Source organism: Nonomuraea sp. NPDC059194 (assembly GCF_042754765.1).
GTDB lineage: Bacteria > Actinomycetota > Actinomycetes > Streptosporangiales > Streptosporangiaceae > Nonomuraea.
This window is the reverse complement of record NZ_JBHZBH010000043.1, coordinates 12,573-29,348: the sequence shown is the minus strand read 5'-3', so window position 1 is coordinate 29,348 and position 16,776 is coordinate 12,573. Positions and strand designations below refer to the sequence as shown.

Sequence of the window (16,776 nt, the reverse complement as noted above, 5' to 3'; positions counted from 1 at the left end):
CAACCATGACCGCACCCGCACCGCGCCTCAAGCTCACGAGGTTTCGCGACCTGACGCTGGTGCCGGTGATCGTGCTCCTGCTGGTCGTGGGCGCGTTCGTGGACCCGGTGTTCCTCAGCCCCGGCAACCTGATCAACGTTCTGCAGCAGCAGTCGGCGCTCGCGCTGGTCGTGCTGGCCGAGGCGCTGATCCTGATCGCGGGCAAGTTCGACCTGTCGCTGGAGTCGACCGTCGGCATGGCGCCCGCGATCACCGTGCTGATGATCCCCGCGGCGTCCGGTGGCCTCGGGCTGCTGGCGATCCCGATCTGCCTGCTCATCGGCGCGGCGATCGGCGCGTTCAACGGGTTCCTGATCCTGAAGTTCCAGCTGTCGGCGTTCGTCGTGACGCTGGCCATGCTGATCGTCGTGCACGGTCTGCACCTGGGCCTGACCGGCGGCAAGAGCCTGTTCGAGCTGCCCGACTCGCTGCTGTACCTGGGCAGCGCCAGCTGGCTCGGCCTGCCGGCGGCCATCTGGATCGCCGGGGTGCTGTTCGCGGCCGGCATCGTGGCGCTCGGCTACTTCCGCCTCGGCCGTTCTCTCTACGCCATCGGCGGCAACGCCGACGCCGCCCGCGCCGCGGGCATCAGGGTGGAGCGGGTGCTGTGGAGCGTGTTCATCATCGGCGGCGCGCTGGCCGCGCTGGCCGGAATCCTGGAGACGGGCCGCCTCGGCGGCATCAGCGCCAACCAGGGTGTGGGCTGGATCTTCATGGTCTTCGCCGCCGCGGTCATCGGCGGCGTCAGCATGGACGGCGGCAAGGGCACGATCTTCGGCGCCCTCACCGGCGTTCTCGTGATCGGCCTGGTCGAGAACATCCTCACACTCAAGGGCGTGCCGGGTGAGTGGAAGCAGCTCGTCTACGGAGTGATCATCCTGGTAGCCCTGATGATCAGCCGCGTGGCCGGAGGGAAGGCGCAGGACTGATGCAGCGACTGGCGCTGAGGACCAGGCTCAGGGCGGGGTGCGAGGAGCGCTACGACAGGGAGCACGCCACCATTCCCGCCGAGCTCGAAGAGGTGATGCGCGAGCACGGCGTCTACTCGTGGCGGATCTGGCGCGACGGCCTCGACCTGTTCCACTTCGTCGAGGTCGAGGACTACGCCGCGCTGCAGGAGGCGATGCGGGACCACCCGGCCGACCAGGCGTGGCAGGCGAAGATGAACCGCCTGCTCGACGGCGACTTCGACAAGGGCTCCGGCGGCCTCAAGCTGGTCTGGGAGATGCGGTGACGCTCACGCTGCCACGGCTCGGGTTCGGCGCCGCGACCCTCGGCAACCTCTACACCGAGGTCAGCGACGAGGACGCGCGCTCCGCCGTCGACGCCGCGTGGGACACCGGCACGCGGCTGTTCGACACCGCGCCCCACTACGGCCTCGGCCTGTCCGAACGCCGCCTCGGCGCGGCGCTGGCCGGGCGTTCGGGCTACGTCCTGTCCACCAAGGTCGGCAGGCTGCTGGTGCCCGCCGACCCCGCGCCCGACCCCGACGGCTTCGCCGTCACCGCAGGTCTGCGCAGGCAGTGGGACTTCTCCGCCTCCGGCGTCCGCCGGTCGATCGAGGACTCTCTGGTACGGCTCGGCCTGCCCGCCATCGACGTGGCGCTCATCCATGACCCCGACGACCACGCCGAGCAGGCGCTCGCCGAGGCCTACCCGGCGCTGGCCGCGATGCGCGACGAGGGCCTGGTGAAGGCGATCGGCCTCGGGATGAACCAGTGGCGGCTGCCGCTGCGCTTCGTCAGGGAGACCGACATCGACGTGGTCATGCTCGCCGGCCGCTACACGCTGCTCGACCGGACGGGCCTGCCGCTGCTGGAGGAGTGCGCCGCGCGCGGCGTCCAGGTGATCGCCGCGGGCGTGTTCAACAGCGGCCTGCTGGCCACCGACGAGCCGGGCGCCACGTTCGACTACGTGCCCGCGCCCACCGAGCTCGTGGACCGGGCGACGAAGATCGCCGCTGTCTGCGCGCGGCACGGCGTGACGCTGCCGCAGGCGGCGATCGCCTTCCCGCTGCGGCATCCCGCCGTGGCCTCGATCGTGCTGGGCGCCAGGAGCGCCGACGAGGTGCGCAGGAACGCCGCGCTCGCCGCGCGTCCCGTACCCGAGGAGCTGTGGGAGGAACTGGACTGACTAACCGCGCATCCCGTTGAGCGCGGTGTCCACCAGGGCGCTCACGTACTCGTGGGTGAGCGGGCCGCCGCGCTGCATCCACCGGTTGAGCAGCGGCCCCCACAGCAGGTCGATCGCCAGGTCAAGATCGAGGTCGGCGGCGAGCTGTCCCGCCTCCTGGGCCGCTCGCAGCCGCTTCCTCTTGAGCTCCCGCATCGGCTGGTCGAGCCGCTCGGCGTAGGCGGCGGCCAGCTCGGCGTCGTGGATGATCTCCGTGTTGAGCGCGCGCATGGGCTCGTCGAAGCGGGGCTCGTTGAGCTCGTCGACCGTGGCGTACAGGACCGCCTTGAGGTCAGCCGCAAGGTCACCGGTGTCGGGCAGGGCAGCGTCGTCGCCGGGCCCTCCGCCCATGAGCGCGAGGAAGGCGTCGAAGAGCACCGCGCCCTTGGACGGCCACCAGCGGTAGATCGTCTGCTTGCCGACGCCCGCGCGCGCGGCGATGCCCTCGATGCTGAGCTTGGCGTAGCCGACCTCGCCCACGAGGTCGAAGGCGGCGGTGAGGATGGCCTGCCGGGAGGTCTCGCTGCGCCGGGCCGGGTTCGCTGTCATGGACCCCACCATATACGAGACGAGACGGACCGTCTTGACGTTTTCGCAAAAGGCGTGCATAGTTGCACTCACGAAACGAGACGAACCGTCTCGACTCGACTGAGAGGGGCCTCACCTATGCGTACCGCCAGAACCTGGTTCATCACCGGCGCCAGCCGCGGTCTGGGCCGCGCGTTCACCGAGGCCGCGCTGGAGCGCGGCGACCAGGTGGTCGCCGTGGCCAGGAACGTCGAACCGCTGCAGGAACTCGCCGCCACCTACGAGAGCAGCCTGCTCGCGCTGCCGCTCGACGTCACCGACCGCGCCGCGGTCCAGGCCACGGTGTCCGCCGCCCACGAGCACTTCGGCAGGCTCGACATCGTCGTCAACAACGCGGGCACCATGTCCAACGGAATGATCGAGGAGTTCACCGAGGAGGAGGCGCGCGCCCAGCTGGAGGTCAACTTCTTCGGCGCCCTGTGGGTCAGCCAGGCGGCCATGCCGTACCTGCGGGAGCAGAAGGCCGGGCACATCGTGCAGATCTCCAGCATCGCCGGGCTCGGCGGGTTCCCCACGACCGGGCTGTACAGCGCGAGCAAGTTCGCGCTGGAAGGCATGAGCGAGGCGCTGGCCATGGAGGCCGCGCAGTTCGGCGTCAAGCTCACGATCGTGCAGCCCGGCGGATACTGGACCGACCTCTACACCAGCATGACCGCGACTACGCCGTTGCCGCCCTACGCGCCGCTACGGGAGGAGCTGGCGAAGCAGTGGGCGGAGGGCTCGATCGACAGCGAACCGCGCCTGGCCGCCGAGGCGGTGCTGAAGCTCGTCGACAGCGAGGAGCCGCCGCTGCGGCTCGTGCTCGGCAGCATGGTCTACGACCTGGCCATCGGCATCTCCCAGCAGCGGATGGCCACCTGGGCGGGGTGGGAGGAGGTCAGTCGCGCCGCCGAGCACGCCGTCCCGGCGCCGCAGGGTCATGCCTGAGAGGGCACGAACACCCAGGCTTTCGACTCTCCCTCCTCGTAGGGCGAGTCGAGGCGCTTGGCCACCACCCCGGGCAGCCGCTGGTCGCGGGCGGCCCGCCGTACCGCCGCCGCCTGACCCGGCCAGGCGGGCGCGGTCTGCCACCGGGCGCCCGCGATCTCCAGCGCCTCCAGCGCCGCCCTCCTGCTCCGGTACGGCTCGGCGACCAGCGACCGCCCGTCGTCGTAGAGCAGGTCGTAGGCGATGAACACCTCGCCGCCGGGCAGCGCGACGATCTCGCCGTCGAGCACCGCCGTACGGCTGCCGAACCGCTCGGCCAGCGGCCTGAGCAGCGGCACGCTCGTCCGCCCGCCCTCGATCGGCGCCAGCGTCCTGCGCCCGCCCCACGCGAACTCGAACGCGTACTCCCCGGCGTTCTTCGGCGGCTTCGCCCGCCGCACCGGCAGCATCGGGGCGAGGTCGGGCAGCGGGTCGCGCAGCCGCGGGTCCATGCGGTGGATCATCCAGTTCTTGCCGCGCGTCTGGAACAGCACGAACCTGCCCTGCGCCTGCTCGCCGTGCAGCACCACCTTGACCTCGCGCTCCGACCACTTCTCGGTCTCGTAGGTGCCGCTGTCCCAGATCGTCATCGTGCCGCCGCCGTACTCGCCGTGCGGGATCTCGCCCTCGAACGTGGAGTACTCCATCGGATGGTCCTCGGTGTGCACCGCCAGGTGGTTGATCGCCGGGTCCTCCGGCAGGCCCTTCGGGATCGCCCACGAGGCGAGCACGCCGTCGCGCTCCAGCCGCAGGTCCCAGTGCAGCGATCTGGCGTGGTGCTCCTGGATGACGAACGTGTCGTCGCCGCCTGTCACGGGCGCTTCGTCCGGCACCGGCTCAGGCGTTTTCGACGGGTCTCTCTTGCCGCGATAGCGCTCCAGCTTGTCGGCCACGAGGTGGTATTACCCGTTACGCCGGTACCTGGTGATCCACAGGCCGGCGATCACCTCCACATCCTCGATCCTGGTGAAGCCGAGCCGCTCGTAGAGCGTCCTGGCGGGCACGTTGTCGCGGCCGGTGGCGACGACGGTCGTCCTCGCGCCCACCATGCCGAGCAGTTCTTCGACCAGCGCCCGCCCGATGCCCTTGCGGTGCGCTCGCGGATCGACGACGAGCCGGTCGATGTCGATCAGGTCCTCGCTCTCCGTCCATGCCACCGCGCCCACCAGCGTGCCGTCGTGGTCGAACGCGCCCCGCCAGGACAGAGGGGCGGCGCGCAGGTCGTCGAGGGACTCGCGCAGGGGCGGGATCCGATCGTCGCCGATGAGGGCCGCTTCCACGGCGTAGGCGGCGTGCTGCAGGTCCAGGAGGGCTTTGTCGGGTTCGAGATCGTCCATCCGCATCCACCGAGTATCAACGCTTCTACGGTCCCGACACGCCGAAACCGGCTCGGGGACTGTCGCGGGAGTGGTGTGATGGGTGATGTCCAGGGCAGCCATCCGAGGCGGTGCCCGTAATGAGCCAAGGGCCGAAAGGAACCGAGGGCGAGACGTGACGTTCGTGAAACGCCTCCACGGGTGGTTCGCCACCATGATCCATGAGCTGACCAAGTTCGGCATCGTCGGCGCTCTCGCCTTCGTGATCGACACGGGCATGCTCAACCTGTTCAACGTCGTCATCGGCATGGGCCCGCTGACCTCCAAGGTGCTGGCGACGGTGATCTCGGCGACCTTCGCCTACGCGGGCAACCGCTTCTGGACCTTCCGCCACCGCGAGCAGAGCGGGCTCGGCCGGGAGTACTTCCTGTTCTTCCTGCTCAACGGCATCGCGCTGCTGTTCGGGCTGCTGGTGATCGGCTTCGCCACCTATACGCTCAAGCTGACCGACCCGCTCAGCATGAACATCGCCAACATCGTCGGCGTCGGCCTCGGCACGCTGTTCCGGTTCTGGTCCTACAAGCGCTGGGTCTTCCTCGAGGCCACCGAGCCCATCCCCGCCGAGCTGCCCGAGGTCAAGCAGTCCCGCTAGACAGAAGAAGGCGGCCGACGCTGTTCGCGTCGGCCGCCCATGCCCCGGGTCACTAAGGACGTGTGGTCGCCGGTTTCACGATCGATCATCTGGCGGGCGGTCAGCCGTTGCCGACGTTGATGTTGCCGGCGTTGTTGCTGCCGCCGTTGCCGCCAGGGGCGCCGCCACCCGCGCCGTTGGCGTTGCCGCCGTTGCCGTTGCCGATGTTGCCGCCGCGGTTGTCGATGTTGATCTTCTTGACCTTCTTCACCTTCTTGATGACGAGGCGAGGCTTGCAGCCGCCGGTCGTGCTTGCCTGGGTGGCGACGGAGGTCGCGGTCTCGGCGCTGGTGACGGCGGCGGTGGGCTGAGCCTGAGCCGACATCGTCACGGGGACGACGAGGGCGGAGGCGGCGATCGTGGCGGCGGCGAAGGTCTTCTTGATGTCGAACATGAGAGGTTCTCCTTAGGTACGGTCTCCGGGGAGCTATGTGGATATTTGTACCTAAGGCGACTTGCATGTCCCTTTCATGCTGATAGCGGATTACATGAGCGATATGTCGGAATTCTTAGAGGGCCTTCTTGAGCCAGGATTCCACCCCGGCCACGTGCACGATCGCCCACGAACGCGCCACCTCGGGCTGCCGCGAGGCGATCGCCTCGTAGATGGCGATGTGCTGCTCCTGCGTCTTCTCCAGTGCGCCCTCCTGGGTCAGCCCGCGCCAGATCCGCGCCCTGGTGGTCGGTCCCGACAGGCTCTCGATGAACGAGCACAGGACCGCGTTGCCCGACCCCTGGGCGATCCGCTGGTGGAAGGTGAGGTCGTTGGCCACCAGCTCCTCGATGGTCGGCTCGGCGGGCAGCGAGTCGAGCACCGCCTTCAGCTCGGCGATGTCGCCGTCGCTCATCGTCAGGGCGGCCATCGCGGTGGCGGCGGGTTCGAGGATGCGGCGCACCTCGAAGAACTGGATCACGGTGTCGTCGCGGTGCAGGTCGAGGACGAACGACATCGTGTCGAGCAGGAGCCGTGGTTCGAGGCTGGTGACGTAGGTGCCGTCGCCCTGCCGTACGTCCAGGACGTTGATGAGCGCCAGCGCCCGTACGGCCTCGCGCAGTGAGTTGCGCGACAGGCCGAGGCGTTCGGCCAGGTCGGCCTCCTTGGGCAGCCTGTCGCCCGGGGAGAGCTCGCCTGAGAGGATCATCTGCTTGATCTTGTCGATCGCCGCGTCGGTGACCGCCACGTGTTCCCCCTAGACATCGGATGTCTAGGAGTGTACGGCCACGAAGCGGACAGGATCGACCGCTGACGGCGTCAGGTGAGGCGTTCCAGAATGGTCGCCGTGGCGAGCGCGCCGCCCGCGCACATCGTCACCAGCGCCGTCGACAGGTCCGCGCGCTCCAGTTCGTGCAGCGCCGACGTCACCAGTCTGGCCCCGGTCGCCCCGACGGGGTGTCCGAGGGCGATCGCGCCGCCGTTGACGTTCACCCGGTCCAGGTCGGGTTCGTGCACCGACGCCCAGGACAGCACGACCGACGCGAACGCCTCGTTCACCTCGAACCTGTCGATGTCGCCGATCGTCATCCCGGCCCTGCCGAGCACCGCCGCCGTGGCGTCCACCGGACCGTCGAGGTGGTAGTACGGCTCGGCGCCCACCAGTGTCTGGGCGAGGATGCGGGCCCTCGGCCGCATGCCGTGCCGCCTGGCCGCCGACTCGCTCATGAGCAGCACCGCCGCCGCCCCGTCGGAGATCTGCGAGGAGGTGCCCGCGGTGTGGAACCCGTTCTCGCCGAGCACCGGCTTCAGCGCCGCCAGGCCCTCCACGGTCGTCTCCCGCAGGCCCTGGTCCCTGCTGACCTCGCCCACGGGCGCGATCTCCCGCGTGAACCTGCCGTCCGCCCAGGCCTTGGCCGCGAGCTGCTGCGACCTGGCGCCGAACCAGTCGAGCCGGTCCCTGGTCAGCCCCCGCCGCCGGGCGATCCGCTCGGCGGCCGAGAACTGGTCGGGCAGGTCGATCGCCCAGTCGTCGGGCTTGGGCTTGGCCGGTAAGACGTTGCTGCCGAGCGGCGCCCTGCTCATCACCTCGACCCCGCACGCCACGCCGACCTCGATCACCCCCGCCTGGATCAGCCCGGCCACCAGGTGCACGGCCTGCTGCGACGAGCCGCACTGCGCGTCGATCGTGGTGACCCCCGTCTGGTACGGCAGGCCCGCATACAGCCACGCATAGCGCCCGACGTGGCCGCCCTGCTCTCCCGCCTGGGTGACGCACCCCGAGAAGGCCTGCTCGACCAGGCGCGGATCGAGCCCCGCCCGGTCGAGCAGCGCCCTGAGCGCGGTCGCGAGCACCTGCTGGGGTTTGAGCTGCGACAGCCACCCGTTCCGCTTGCCGATCGGCGTCCTGACGGCCTCGACGATCACCGGTGCGCTCATGGCTGCCTCCAGAATGATGCTCTAGAGGCAGAATGTAACGCGTTCTACTTTTTCGTGGAAGGCCCGATTTCCAGGACGATCTTCCCGGTGGTCCTGCCGGTCTCGCCGAGCTCGTGCGCCTTGGCCGCCTGCTCCATGGGCAGCACGGCCGCGATCTCCGCGCGCAGCCTGTCCGCCTCGACCAGCGCCGCGATGGCCCTCATCCCGCCGTGGTCGGGCTCGACGAGCATGTTCACCGCCCGCACGCCCATCGCGCCCGCCATGGCGGCGACCTCGTCGTCCACCCGTGACAGCACGATCGAGACGAGGACGCCGCCGGGCTTGAGCGTCTCCAGCGAGCGCCGACCGTAGTCGCCGCCGATCGTGTCGAGAACGACGTCGACATCCTTCACCGTCGCGGCGAAGTCGACGCTCCGGTAGTCGATCAGCTCGTCGGCGCCCAGCGAGCGCAGGAAGTCGTGCTTGGGCGCGCTCGCCGTACCGATGACATGGGCGCCGCGCGCCTTGGCGATCTGGACGGCCAGGTGGCCGACGCCACCGGCGGCGGCGTGCACCAGCACCCGCTGGCCCGAGCGCAGGCCCGCGGTGTCGACCAGCGCCTGCCACGCCGTCAGCGCGGCCAGCGGCAGCGCGCCCGCCTGCACATGGTCGATCCCGGCGGGCTTGCGGACGAAGGTCCTGGCGGGCGCGGTCACGTACTCGGCGAACGCGCCGTGCGAGAACGGGTAGCGCAGCATGCCGAAGACCTCGTCGCCCGGCTGGTGGAGGGTGACGCCGAGGCCGACCGCCTCGACCACGCCGGAGACGTCCCAGCCGAGCACGAACGGCGGCTCGCCCAGCAGGCCGCCGTTCGACCGGTGCTTCCAGTCGGTCGGGTTGAGGCCCGCGGCATGGACCCTGACCAGCACCTCGGTCGGCCCGGGTGTCGGAACGGGAAGATCGATCTCCTTGAGGACCTCTGGGCCGCCCAGAACGTCCTGACTAATGGCTCTCATAGGCTCCAGTCTGGTCGCTTCGGCGAGCGCCGAAGCGACCTGCTCATACGGTCGACCTCATGAATGTCACGGGCCTGGCAGCCGACCACGTCACCATCACACCGAGCATCCTCTACTTCGGGACACCGGTCGTGCTGCTGTCGACCGAGAACGAGGACGGTTCGGCCAACCTCGCCCCGATCTCCTCCGCCTGGGCGCTCGGCCAGGTGGTCGTCATGGGCCTGGGCGTCGACGGCCAGACGGGGAGCAACCTGGCCACCAGGACCGACCTGGTGATCAACCTGCCCGAGCCGGGGCAGTGGGCCGCGGTGGAGCGCCTGGCCCCGCTGACCGGCCGCGACCCGGTGCCCTCCGGGAAGCGGGGCGCCTTCCGCTTCGAGCCGGACAAGTTCGCCGCCGCCGGGCTGCGGCCCGAGCCGTCCGAGCTGGTCGGCCCGCCCAGGGTCGCCGGATGCCCGATCCAGCTGGAAGCCCGTGCCGAGCGGATCAGGACCGACGTGTCGGGCGACTTCCTCATCGTGGAGGCCCACGTGCTGAAGGTCCACGCCGACCCGCGCATCGTCGTGCCCGGCACCCAGTACGTCGACCCCGGCCGGTGGAGCCCGCTGATCTACAACTTTCGCCACTACTTCGGGCTCGGCGCCGAACTGGGCCACAGCTTCCGCTCCCAGACCCCGCGCGGCTGACTCCCTCAGAAGTCGGACAGCAGGCGGGTGGCGGCGATCTCGATGCGCCGCTGGATCTGCTCGTGGGTGCGCCGCCCGCGCAGCATCTCGAGCAGCTCCTGCACCCACACGCTGGCCAGGAGCCCGGTCAGGACCAGATCGTCCTCGGAGGTGTGCTCGCCGCCCGCCACCCGCAGCAGCAGCCCCGCGATCCGGTCGCCGAACGGAGTGTCGACCTCGGCCAGGATCAACGAGCGCAGGAGCGCGTCGGCCAGCTCGGGCTCGCGCATCAGGCCGCGGGTGGCCCTCATGAGCACGTCGACCGCGCGCCCTGGGGCGGTGGCGGCGTTCGGCGGACGCCGTTCGATGCTGCTCTCCAGCAGGTCGAGCTCCTCGCCGGCCACCGCGACGACCAGATCCATCTTGGACGGGAAGTAGCGGTAGAGGGTGCCGAGGGCGACCCCCGCGCGCTCGGCGACCGTACGCATCTGCATGGCCTCGACACCACCACGCGAGGCGAGGGCGGCCGCGGCCTGGACGATGCGCTTGCGGCGCTGGTGCTGGCTTCTGCTGCGGACGCCTGCGGTGGGCTGGTCCTCCTTGCCGGGAGGTGTGGGGAGAGTCGCATGCGGAGGGCGCATGAGAACACGTTATCCGATGTCCAACTCGCCCCGCTTGTTACTCGCTGGTCACAAGGAAGCGCATGTCTCCAGGGGCTTTCGGGATTCGCCCCATGGACGGACACTGGACACGCACTAGAATCTGTTCTAGTTTTCGGAGCGGTTGACCGAGCGCTTGCTGGGACACGGGAGAGCTGAGTGGACTTCACCCTGGACGAGACCCAACAGGACCTGCGCACCCTCACCGCCGACCTCCTGGCCAGAGACCCCACCTGGCCCGCCATGGAGCAGGCCGGTCTGGCCGCCATCTGCACCCCCGAGGAGGGGCTGGGCGCGGTCGAGATGGCCGTCGTCCTGCGCGAGGTGGGCGCGGCGGCGGCCGACGTGCCCGCGCTGCCCGTGCTCGCCGCCACCCTCACCCTGGCCGCGTACGGCAGGCAGGTCACCGGCCTGCCCACCGTCGCCGTCAAGGGCCTGAGCGCCCCTTACGCCCAGCAGGCCACGCACGTCCTCTACGCCACCGACGAGGGCCTGTTCCTCACCGACGACTTCGCCGTCACTCCCGAGTTCACCGCCACCGGCGAGCCGTCGGGCACGATCACGCCGGGCCGCAGCGAGCGGCTCGCCGACCCCGGCCACGACCTGCGGAAGATCGTCACCGTCGCGGTCGCGGCCCAGGCGAGCGGCGTCCTCGCCGGAGCGCTCCGGCTCACCACCGACTACATCAGGACGCGCAAGCAGTTCGGCCGCCCGCTGGCCGAGTTCCAGGCCGTCACCATGCAGATCGCCGACGTCTACATCGCCGCACGCGCCCTCGACGTCGCGATGTGGTCGGCCGCCTGGGGCATGGACGGCGACGACGCGGCCATCGCGGGCCTCCACGCTTGCGAGGCGTTCAAAGCGCTGTTCACCTGCCAGCACCTGCACGGCGGCCTCGGCCTCGACGTCACCTACCCCCTGCACCGCTACTTCGGGCACGCCAAGCACCTGTCCCACCTGCTCGGCGGCGCCGACGCCCAGCTCGACCTGATCGGAGCGCACCTCTGATGCTGATCGACCTGACCCCCGAGCAGCGCAGGCTCCGCGACGAGCTGCGCGAGTACTTCCGCGCCTGCCTCACCGAGGAGGAGCGCAAGAAGATCGCCGAGGACCCGTTCGGGCACGCGTACCTGGACCACTGCCGCAGGCTCGGCAGGGACGGCAAGCTCGGGCTCGGCTGGCCCAAGGAGTACGGCGGAGCCGGATACGGCCCGCTGGAGCAGCAGATCTTCGCCAACGAGATCGCCAGGGCGGGCGTGCCGTACCCGATCATCACGCTGCAGACCGTCGGCCCCACCCTCATGCAGTACGGCACGCCCCGGCAGAAGGACTTCTTCCTGCCGCGCATCCTCGCGGGCGAGTGCCACTTCGCCATCGGCTACAGCGAGCCCGAGGCGGGCACCGACCTGGCCGCGCTGCGCACGAGCGCGGTCAAGGACGGCGAGCACTATGTCGTCAACGGCCAGAAGGTCTTCACCAGCGGCGCGCACCACGCGCAGTACATCTGGCTGGCCTCCCGCACCAACCCCGACGCCAAGAAGCACAAGGGCATCACGATGATGATCGTCGACTGCGCCGACCCCGGCTTCTCGTGGACGCCGATCGTCACCATGGACGGCCGCCACCACACCAACGCCACCTACTACCAGGACGTCAGGGTCCACCAGGACATGGTCGTCGGCGAGGTCGACAGGGGCTGGGACCTGATCGTCAACCAGCTCAACCACGAGCGCGTCACGCTCGGGCCCGCGGGCAACCTGGCCCAGACCTACGACCGCTTCCTGGCCTGGGCCCGCGCCAAGGACCTGCTCGGCGTCCAGGACGTGCGGCGCGCGATCGCCAGGATCTACGCCTACTACCGCACCAACGAGCTGCTCAACTGGCAGGTCGCGGCCAACATGGACCTGGGCTGGCTGGGCGCGCCCGACGCCTCGGCCACCAAGGTCTACGGCTCGGAGCGGATGCAGGAGATCGGCAGGATCGTCTGCGACGTCCTGGCCAGGTACGGCGACCCCGCCGACCCCGAGACCGCCCAGCTCATGGAGCGCGTGGACCACGGCGTGAAGGGGGCGGTCGTGCTCACCTTCGGCGGCGGCGTCAACGAGGTGCAGCGCGAGCTGATCGCCATGCTGGGCCTGTCGCTGCCGAGGCCACCGCGATGAGCGGTCACGAGGAGCTCATGGAGCTGGCGCACAAGCAGATCGCGCTCGGCGAGGTGGACGGCGCGCCCGCGCCCGACGCCGTCAACGAGCCGATGATCAGGCACTGGCTCGACGCGATGGGCGACACCAACCCCGCCTACCTGGCCAACGGCGTGGCGCCGCCCGCGATGGCGCAGGTGTGGACGATGCAGGGGCTCGGTCCCCGGCAGCCGTCGCCGATCGACGAGATCATGGGCGCGCTCAACGACGCCGGGTACACCGGGGTGGTCGCCACCAACTGCGAGCACACCTACCACCGCTACCTGCGGGTGGGCGAGCGGGTCAGCGCGGCGACCCGGTTCACCGAGCTGAAGGGCCCCAAGAGCACGGCGCTCGGCGAGGGCTACTTCGCGACCTGGAACGTCACCTGGTACGCGGGTGACGAGGCGGTCGCCGAGATGCTGTTCAGGGTCCTGAAATTCCGCCCCAAGCTCAAGAAGAAGCCCTATCCGCTGAAACCGGCGATCAACCAGGACACCGCGTTCTTCTGGGAGGGCGTGAAGCGCGGCGAGCTGCGCATCCAGCGCTGCGGCGACTGCGGCGAGCTCAGGCATCCGCCGGGGCCGCTGTGCCCGTCGTGCCGGTCGGCCAACCGCGGCCACGTGGTGGCGAGCGGAGAGGGCCGCGTCTACAGCTTCGTCATCCACCACCACCCGCCCGTTCCGGGAAGGGAGACGCCCTTTGTGGTTGCTGTGGTGGAACTGCCGGAAGGGGTGAGGATTGTGGGCAACATCGTGGACTGTCCGATCGAAGACGTGGGTATCGGTATGGAGTTGCGCGTGACCTACGTCGATGTCGACGAAGAATTGACCCTTCCTCTGTGGGCACCGCGGGAGCCGTGATGCGTACGCTGACCGAAGGACAGGCCGAGCTGGGTTCCGTTCTCCCCGAGCTGTCTATCGATCTCACCCCCACGCTGATCGTCTCCACGGCGCTGGCGACCATGGACTTCACCCCCGTCCACCACGACGTCGAGGGCGCCCGCGCCCAGGGCTCCAAGGACATCTTCCTCAACATCCTCACCACGATGGGGCTGGTCGAGCGGTACGTCACCGACTGGATCGGGCCCGAGGCCGTCATCAAGCGGATCAACGTCAAGCTCGGCGTGCCCGCCTACGCGGGCGACCGGCTCTCGTTCACCGGCACGGTCGTCGACATCGAGGACGGCGAGTACACGGTCGAGGTGCGCGGGAAGGTGAGCCTCGGCGACCACGCCACGGCCACCGTCGCCTTCCGGCTGCACGACTCCGGTACGGCCAGGCCCCGGGAGCGCGCGTGAGGTCGCGGGCGGCGATCGCGGGCATCGGGGCCACGGAGTTCAGCAAGGAGTCGGGGCGTTCGGAGTTACGGCTGGCCGCCGACGCCGTGCTCGCCGCGCTCGACGACGCCGGGCTGACGCCGTCCGACGTGGACGGCCTGGTCACCTACACCCAGGACACCAACCAGGAGATCGCCGTCGCCCGCGAGGTCGGCATCGGCGATCTGACCTTCTTCTCCCGCGTCCACTACGGCGGCGGCGCGGCGTGCGGCACCGTCATGCACGCGGCGATGGCGGTCGCGACGGGCGCGGCCCGAACCGTGGTGTGCTACCGGGCCTTCAACGAGCGTTCGGGGCGCAGGTTCGGCCAGCCCGACGCCAGGGTGGGCGGGGAGCCGTCCTCCCAGGGACTCGAGATGAGCTGGCACGTGCCGTACGGGCTGATGACCCCTGCGGCGTGGGTGGCGATGTTCGCCCGCAGGTACATGCATGCATCGGGAGCCACCTCCGAGGACTTCGGCAGGGTGGCGGTGGCGATGCGCGGGCACGCGGCCACCAATCCCGCGGCGTGGTTCCACGGCAGGCCGATCACGCTGGAGGAGCACCAGGCGTCGCGGTGGATCGTGGAGCCGCTGCACCTGCTCGACTGCTGCCAGGAGAGCGACGGCGCGGTGGCGGTCGTCGTCACCTCGACGGAGCGGGCCCGTGACCTGCGGCGTTCGCCAGCGGTGATCGCGGCGGCGGCGCAGGGCTCAGGCGCGGGCCAGATGATGATGACCAGCTACTACCGCGACGACATGACCGGCCTTCCCGAGATGTCAGTGGTCGGCACGAAATTGTGGGAAATGTCGGGTCTGACGCCTGCGGACATCCAGACCGCGATCCTCTACGACCACTTCACGCCCTTCGTCCTCAACCAGCTCGAAGAGCTCGGCTTCTGCGGCAGGGGAGAGGCCAAGGACTACGTCAAGGACGGCGGCATCTCGCTTGGCGGACGCCTGCCGGTCAACCCGCACGGCGGCCAGCTCGGCGAGGCCTACATCCACGGTATGAACGGCATCGCCGAGGCCGTCCGCCAGATCAGGGGCACCTCGGTCAACCAGGTGGTAGGGGCGACCAACGTGCTGGTCACCGCTGGGACGGGTGTGCCGACCAGCGGGCTCGTCCTCACCGGCGACGCCTGACCCCGGATGGCGGCGGCGCTCCGGCCGCCGCCATCCCTGGGGTTCTACATCGGCAGGGCCAGGAACACCAGCATCGCGATCGCCACACACACCAGGAAACCGACCAGCTCCCAGGCCCAGTCATGGTGGCGGGTGCGCCGCTTGCCCTTCCGCTTCTTGCTGACGGCCTTCTTGCTCGCGGCCTTCTTGCTGGAAGGCTTGCTGCCCGGGGCCGTCGTGCTCTTCTTGCCCGTGCTGTTCTTGCTCGGTGCCTTCTGGCTTGTGGCTTTGGTGCTTGCCGGTGCTTCCGGCGTCTTCGGTACGGCGGGCCGTACCGAATCGGCGGGCGCGTCCACCGGCGACGGCGAGGCGGCGGCCGCCTCCTGCACCGGGAGCTCTCCCGGCGCGGGCGGCAGCACGTAGACCGGCTCCTTCGCCGGTCTGCGCGGCGTGAACAGACCGGCGGACTCCTTGCGCGGTTCGCCCTTGTGCACCAGCAGGTCGGCCAGCGCCGACCGGTCGCGGGCGCGCATCGGCACGTCCACCGGGTCGTCGGCCGCCTCCACGGCAGGCGGCGTCGCGGTCGTCGGGGCCGCCGGGATCGCCGGGATCGCCGGGATCGCCGGGATCCACGTGTCGTCCAGGATGTCGCCGCCGACCAGCGCCACGGGCTGCTCGGCAGCGGCGGGCTTGGCGGGTTTGGCCGGGTTGCTGAAGGCGTCCCACGTCGGCGGCGCGTCGAGCACGTCGGCGGGGGTGGGCGCCGACAGCAGCGACGGACGCGGAGTGATCGTGTCGCGCAGCCTCGGCATCGGCGCGGTCGCGGCCTCGTGGGGCGGGACGCGCGAGGGGTCCGGCGGGGTGAGCAGCTCGGTCGGGAACAGCCCCGTGCTGGTCGCGGGATCGGTGTCGCCGAGCGGGACCGGCCAGACGGGAGTCGTGGGCCACATCGGCTTGACGAACAGCGAGCCCGCCCTGGGCGCGGGAGCCGTACTCGACGAATCGGGGCGGGGGCCGAGCAGGCGCATCCTGAGGGCGGCTGGCGGCGGGCGCCACGGCAGGCGGCCGAGCACGTCGCGCAGCGGCGCCACGCCCAGCGCGCCGTACACCTCGGCCACCGGCTGGGTCAGGCGGGGGCCGGCGACAGCCAGCCCGGACAGCATCGACTGGCGGAAGCGCAGCGCCGCGCTCTGGATCAGCTCGACGGCGGTGTCCTGGGCCACGTCGAGCACCCAGGCCAGCTCGGCGTCGGTGAGCCCGATGACGATGGACAGCATGAGCACTTCGCGCTGGTGCGGGCGCAGATCGCGCAGAACGCGCTCGACCAGGGCGGTGGCGGGATCGACCAGGGGATCGATGACGGGAGGCGCGTAGACGATGTCGCGGCGGAAGATCTCCCGCCGCGCGAGCGCGTACAGCGCGGCACGCGGCGGCTCCACGGAAGGCACGCTGGACAGGACGGCGTCCAGCGCGTCGGAGGCGGAGCCCGGGTCACCGAGCTGGTCCGCGCAGTAGGCGAACAGCCCGGCGGCGTGACGGTCGTAGAGCTCGGCGATCAGATCCTCGCGAGATCGCTGATCGGTGAGCGAGTGGGTCACGGGGCCGAATTCCTCTGAAAGAAGAGTGAACGCTGGGGATGAGGGGGCGGCGTCGGGGTGTTGCAGGCAATCATGCCGGTTACCGAGGCGGAAT

General features: G+C 70.2%; 20 protein-coding genes. 11 read left to right on the top strand and 9 right to left on the bottom strand.

The annotated features are described in order from the left end of the window. Positions 1-5: 5 nt before the first annotated feature. The 3 genes from ACFXJ8_RS36340 to ACFXJ8_RS36330 are packed head-to-tail and all read left to right on the top strand — an operon-like array spanning position 6 to position 2,172. The gene (locus tag ACFXJ8_RS36340; RefSeq protein WP_379648851.1) at positions 6-968 is read left to right on the top strand and encodes an ABC transporter permease; all 963 of its coding nucleotides are present in this window, start codon (positions 6-8) and stop codon (positions 966-968) included. Beyond that, positions 968-1,273 (top strand): L-rhamnose mutarotase, encoded by a 306-nt coding sequence (locus tag ACFXJ8_RS36335; protein WP_379648849.1) that lies wholly within the window; start codon positions 968-970, stop codon positions 1,271-1,273. The genes ACFXJ8_RS36340 and ACFXJ8_RS36335 overlap by 1 nt, the downstream gene beginning before the upstream one ends. Beyond that, a complete protein-coding gene (locus ACFXJ8_RS36330) occupies positions 1,270-2,172 on the top strand; it encodes an aldo/keto reductase (RefSeq protein ID WP_379648847.1) in 903 nt (300 codons plus the stop codon). Before ACFXJ8_RS36335 ends, ACFXJ8_RS36330 begins: the two co-directional genes overlap by 4 nt. Here the strand turns inward: ACFXJ8_RS36330 and ACFXJ8_RS36325 are convergent, their stop codons facing one another. Then, positions 2,173-2,760: a TetR/AcrR family transcriptional regulator gene (locus ACFXJ8_RS36325; protein ID WP_379648845.1), complete on the bottom strand. Its 588-nt coding sequence runs from the start codon at positions 2,758-2,760 to the stop codon at positions 2,173-2,175. A 117-nt stretch (positions 2,761-2,877) separates the two neighbouring features. Between ACFXJ8_RS36325 and ACFXJ8_RS36320 the strand changes: the two genes are divergently transcribed. Next, on the top strand, positions 2,878-3,726 hold the full coding sequence (locus ACFXJ8_RS36320; protein WP_379648844.1) for an SDR family oxidoreductase: 849 nt from the start codon (positions 2,878-2,880) through the stop codon (positions 3,724-3,726). On the opposite strand, the gene ACFXJ8_RS36315 is transcribed toward ACFXJ8_RS36320, so the two are convergent. Next, positions 3,717-4,658 carry a DNA polymerase ligase N-terminal domain-containing protein gene (locus ACFXJ8_RS36315; protein WP_379648842.1) on the bottom strand — a complete coding sequence of 314 codons (942 nt, stop codon included), beginning with the start codon at positions 4,656-4,658 and terminating at the stop codon, positions 3,717-3,719. The two genes, ACFXJ8_RS36320 and ACFXJ8_RS36315, sit on opposite strands and share 10 nt — an antisense overlap. Before the next feature lie 9 nt (positions 4,659-4,667). Then, on the bottom strand, positions 4,668-5,108 hold the full coding sequence (locus tag ACFXJ8_RS36310; RefSeq protein WP_379648840.1) for a GNAT family N-acetyltransferase: 441 nt from the start codon (positions 5,106-5,108) through the stop codon (positions 4,668-4,670). 148 nt (positions 5,109-5,256) lie between these two features. Here ACFXJ8_RS36310 and ACFXJ8_RS36305 point away from each other — a divergent pair, with 148 nt between their 5' ends. Next, positions 5,257-5,733, top strand: a complete 477-nt coding sequence (locus ACFXJ8_RS36305) for a GtrA family protein (protein ID WP_379648838.1) — start codon at positions 5,257-5,259, stop codon at positions 5,731-5,733. A 100-nt stretch (positions 5,734-5,833) separates the two neighbouring features. Here the strand turns inward: ACFXJ8_RS36305 and ACFXJ8_RS36300 are convergent, their stop codons facing one another. The 4 genes from ACFXJ8_RS36300 to ACFXJ8_RS36285 form a co-directional block, all read right to left on the bottom strand. Then, positions 5,834-6,166, bottom strand: a complete 333-nt coding sequence (locus ACFXJ8_RS36300; protein ID WP_379648836.1) for a hypothetical protein — start codon at positions 6,164-6,166, stop codon at positions 5,834-5,836. 115 nt (positions 6,167-6,281) lie between these two features. Further along, positions 6,282-6,953: a FadR/GntR family transcriptional regulator gene (locus ACFXJ8_RS36295; protein ID WP_379648834.1), complete on the bottom strand. Its 672-nt coding sequence runs from the start codon at positions 6,951-6,953 to the stop codon at positions 6,282-6,284. Positions 6,954-7,024: 71 nt separating this feature from the next. Then, entirely contained in the window at positions 7,025-8,143 is a 1,119-nt protein-coding gene (locus ACFXJ8_RS36290) for a steroid 3-ketoacyl-CoA thiolase (RefSeq protein ID WP_379648832.1), read from the bottom strand. Between the two features lie 44 nt (positions 8,144-8,187). Next, positions 8,188-9,138: an NADP-dependent oxidoreductase gene (locus ACFXJ8_RS36285; protein WP_379648830.1), complete on the bottom strand. Its 951-nt coding sequence runs from the start codon at positions 9,136-9,138 to the stop codon at positions 8,188-8,190. Positions 9,139-9,197: 59 nt separating this feature from the next. Here ACFXJ8_RS36285 and ACFXJ8_RS36280 point away from each other — a divergent pair, with 59 nt between their 5' ends. Further along, on the top strand, positions 9,198-9,824 hold the full coding sequence (locus ACFXJ8_RS36280; RefSeq protein WP_379648828.1) for a flavin reductase family protein: 627 nt from the start codon (positions 9,198-9,200) through the stop codon (positions 9,822-9,824). 5 nt (positions 9,825-9,829) lie between these two features. Here the strand turns inward: ACFXJ8_RS36280 and ACFXJ8_RS36275 are convergent, their stop codons facing one another. Beyond that, positions 9,830-10,444, bottom strand: a complete 615-nt coding sequence (locus ACFXJ8_RS36275) for a TetR family transcriptional regulator (RefSeq protein ID WP_379648827.1) — start codon at positions 10,442-10,444, stop codon at positions 9,830-9,832. A 177-nt stretch (positions 10,445-10,621) separates the two neighbouring features. Between ACFXJ8_RS36275 and ACFXJ8_RS36270 the strand changes: the two genes are divergently transcribed. Genes ACFXJ8_RS36270 through ACFXJ8_RS36250 form a run of 5 tightly spaced genes read left to right on the top strand, consistent with a single transcriptional unit; the run spans position 10,622 to position 15,105 of the window. Next, a complete protein-coding gene (locus ACFXJ8_RS36270; protein WP_379648825.1) occupies positions 10,622-11,470 on the top strand; it encodes an acyl-CoA dehydrogenase family protein in 849 nt (282 codons plus the stop codon). After that, entirely contained in the window at positions 11,470-12,624 is a 1,155-nt protein-coding gene (locus ACFXJ8_RS36265) for an acyl-CoA dehydrogenase family protein (RefSeq protein ID WP_379648823.1), read from the top strand. The genes ACFXJ8_RS36270 and ACFXJ8_RS36265 overlap by 1 nt, the downstream gene beginning before the upstream one ends. Continuing rightward, positions 12,621-13,505 (top strand): bifunctional MaoC family dehydratase N-terminal/OB-fold nucleic acid binding domain-containing protein, encoded by an 885-nt coding sequence (locus ACFXJ8_RS36260; RefSeq protein ID WP_379648821.1) that lies wholly within the window; start codon positions 12,621-12,623, stop codon positions 13,503-13,505. Before ACFXJ8_RS36265 ends, ACFXJ8_RS36260 begins: the two co-directional genes overlap by 4 nt. Continuing rightward, entirely contained in the window at positions 13,505-13,942 is a 438-nt protein-coding gene (locus ACFXJ8_RS36255; protein ID WP_379648819.1) for a MaoC family dehydratase, read from the top strand. The genes ACFXJ8_RS36260 and ACFXJ8_RS36255 overlap by 1 nt, the downstream gene beginning before the upstream one ends. Next, a complete protein-coding gene (locus tag ACFXJ8_RS36250) occupies positions 13,939-15,105 on the top strand; it encodes a lipid-transfer protein (protein ID WP_379648817.1) in 1,167 nt (388 codons plus the stop codon). The genes ACFXJ8_RS36255 and ACFXJ8_RS36250 overlap by 4 nt, the downstream gene beginning before the upstream one ends. A 44-nt stretch (positions 15,106-15,149) precedes the next feature. Here ACFXJ8_RS36250 and ACFXJ8_RS36245 read toward each other — a convergent pair whose 3' ends face one another. Beyond that, positions 15,150-16,682, bottom strand: a complete 1,533-nt coding sequence (locus tag ACFXJ8_RS36245) for a hypothetical protein (RefSeq protein WP_379648815.1) — start codon at positions 16,680-16,682, stop codon at positions 15,150-15,152. Positions 16,683-16,776 lie beyond the last annotated feature (94 nt).

What these genes read in the sequence shown, in the direction of transcription:
- ACFXJ8_RS36340 (WP_379648851.1), top strand. Translation starts at nt 6, where the DNA reads ATGACCGCACCCGCACCGCGCCTCAAGCTCACGAGGTTTCGCGACCTG.
- ACFXJ8_RS36335 (WP_379648849.1), top strand. Translation starts at nt 968, where the DNA reads ATGCAGCGACTGGCGCTGAGGACCAGGCTCAGGGCGGGGTGCGAGGAG.
- ACFXJ8_RS36325 (WP_379648845.1), bottom strand. Translation starts at nt 2,760, where the DNA reads ATGACAGCGAACCCGGCCCGGCGCAGCGAGACCTCCCGGCAGGCCATC.
- ACFXJ8_RS36320 (WP_379648844.1), top strand. Translation starts at nt 2,878, where the DNA reads ATGCGTACCGCCAGAACCTGGTTCATCACCGGCGCCAGCCGCGGTCTG.
- ACFXJ8_RS36310 (WP_379648840.1), bottom strand. Translation starts at nt 5,108, where the DNA reads ATGCGGATGGACGATCTCGAACCCGACAAAGCCCTCCTGGACCTGCAG.
- ACFXJ8_RS36300 (WP_379648836.1), bottom strand. Translation starts at nt 6,166, where the DNA reads ATGTTCGACATCAAGAAGACCTTCGCCGCCGCCACGATCGCCGCCTCC.
- ACFXJ8_RS36290 (WP_379648832.1), bottom strand. Translation starts at nt 8,143, where the DNA reads ATGAGCGCACCGGTGATCGTCGAGGCCGTCAGGACGCCGATCGGCAAG.
- ACFXJ8_RS36285 (WP_379648830.1), bottom strand. Translation starts at nt 9,138, where the DNA reads ATGAGAGCCATTAGTCAGGACGTTCTGGGCGGCCCAGAGGTCCTCAAG.
- ACFXJ8_RS36280 (WP_379648828.1), top strand. Translation starts at nt 9,198, where the DNA reads ATGAATGTCACGGGCCTGGCAGCCGACCACGTCACCATCACACCGAGC.
- ACFXJ8_RS36275 (WP_379648827.1), bottom strand. Translation starts at nt 10,444, where the DNA reads ATGCGCCCTCCGCATGCGACTCTCCCCACACCTCCCGGCAAGGAGGAC.
- ACFXJ8_RS36265 (WP_379648823.1), top strand. Translation starts at nt 11,470, where the DNA reads ATGCTGATCGACCTGACCCCCGAGCAGCGCAGGCTCCGCGACGAGCTG.
- ACFXJ8_RS36260 (WP_379648821.1), top strand. Translation starts at nt 12,621, where the DNA reads ATGAGCGGTCACGAGGAGCTCATGGAGCTGGCGCACAAGCAGATCGCG.
- ACFXJ8_RS36255 (WP_379648819.1), top strand. Translation starts at nt 13,505, where the DNA reads ATGCGTACGCTGACCGAAGGACAGGCCGAGCTGGGTTCCGTTCTCCCC.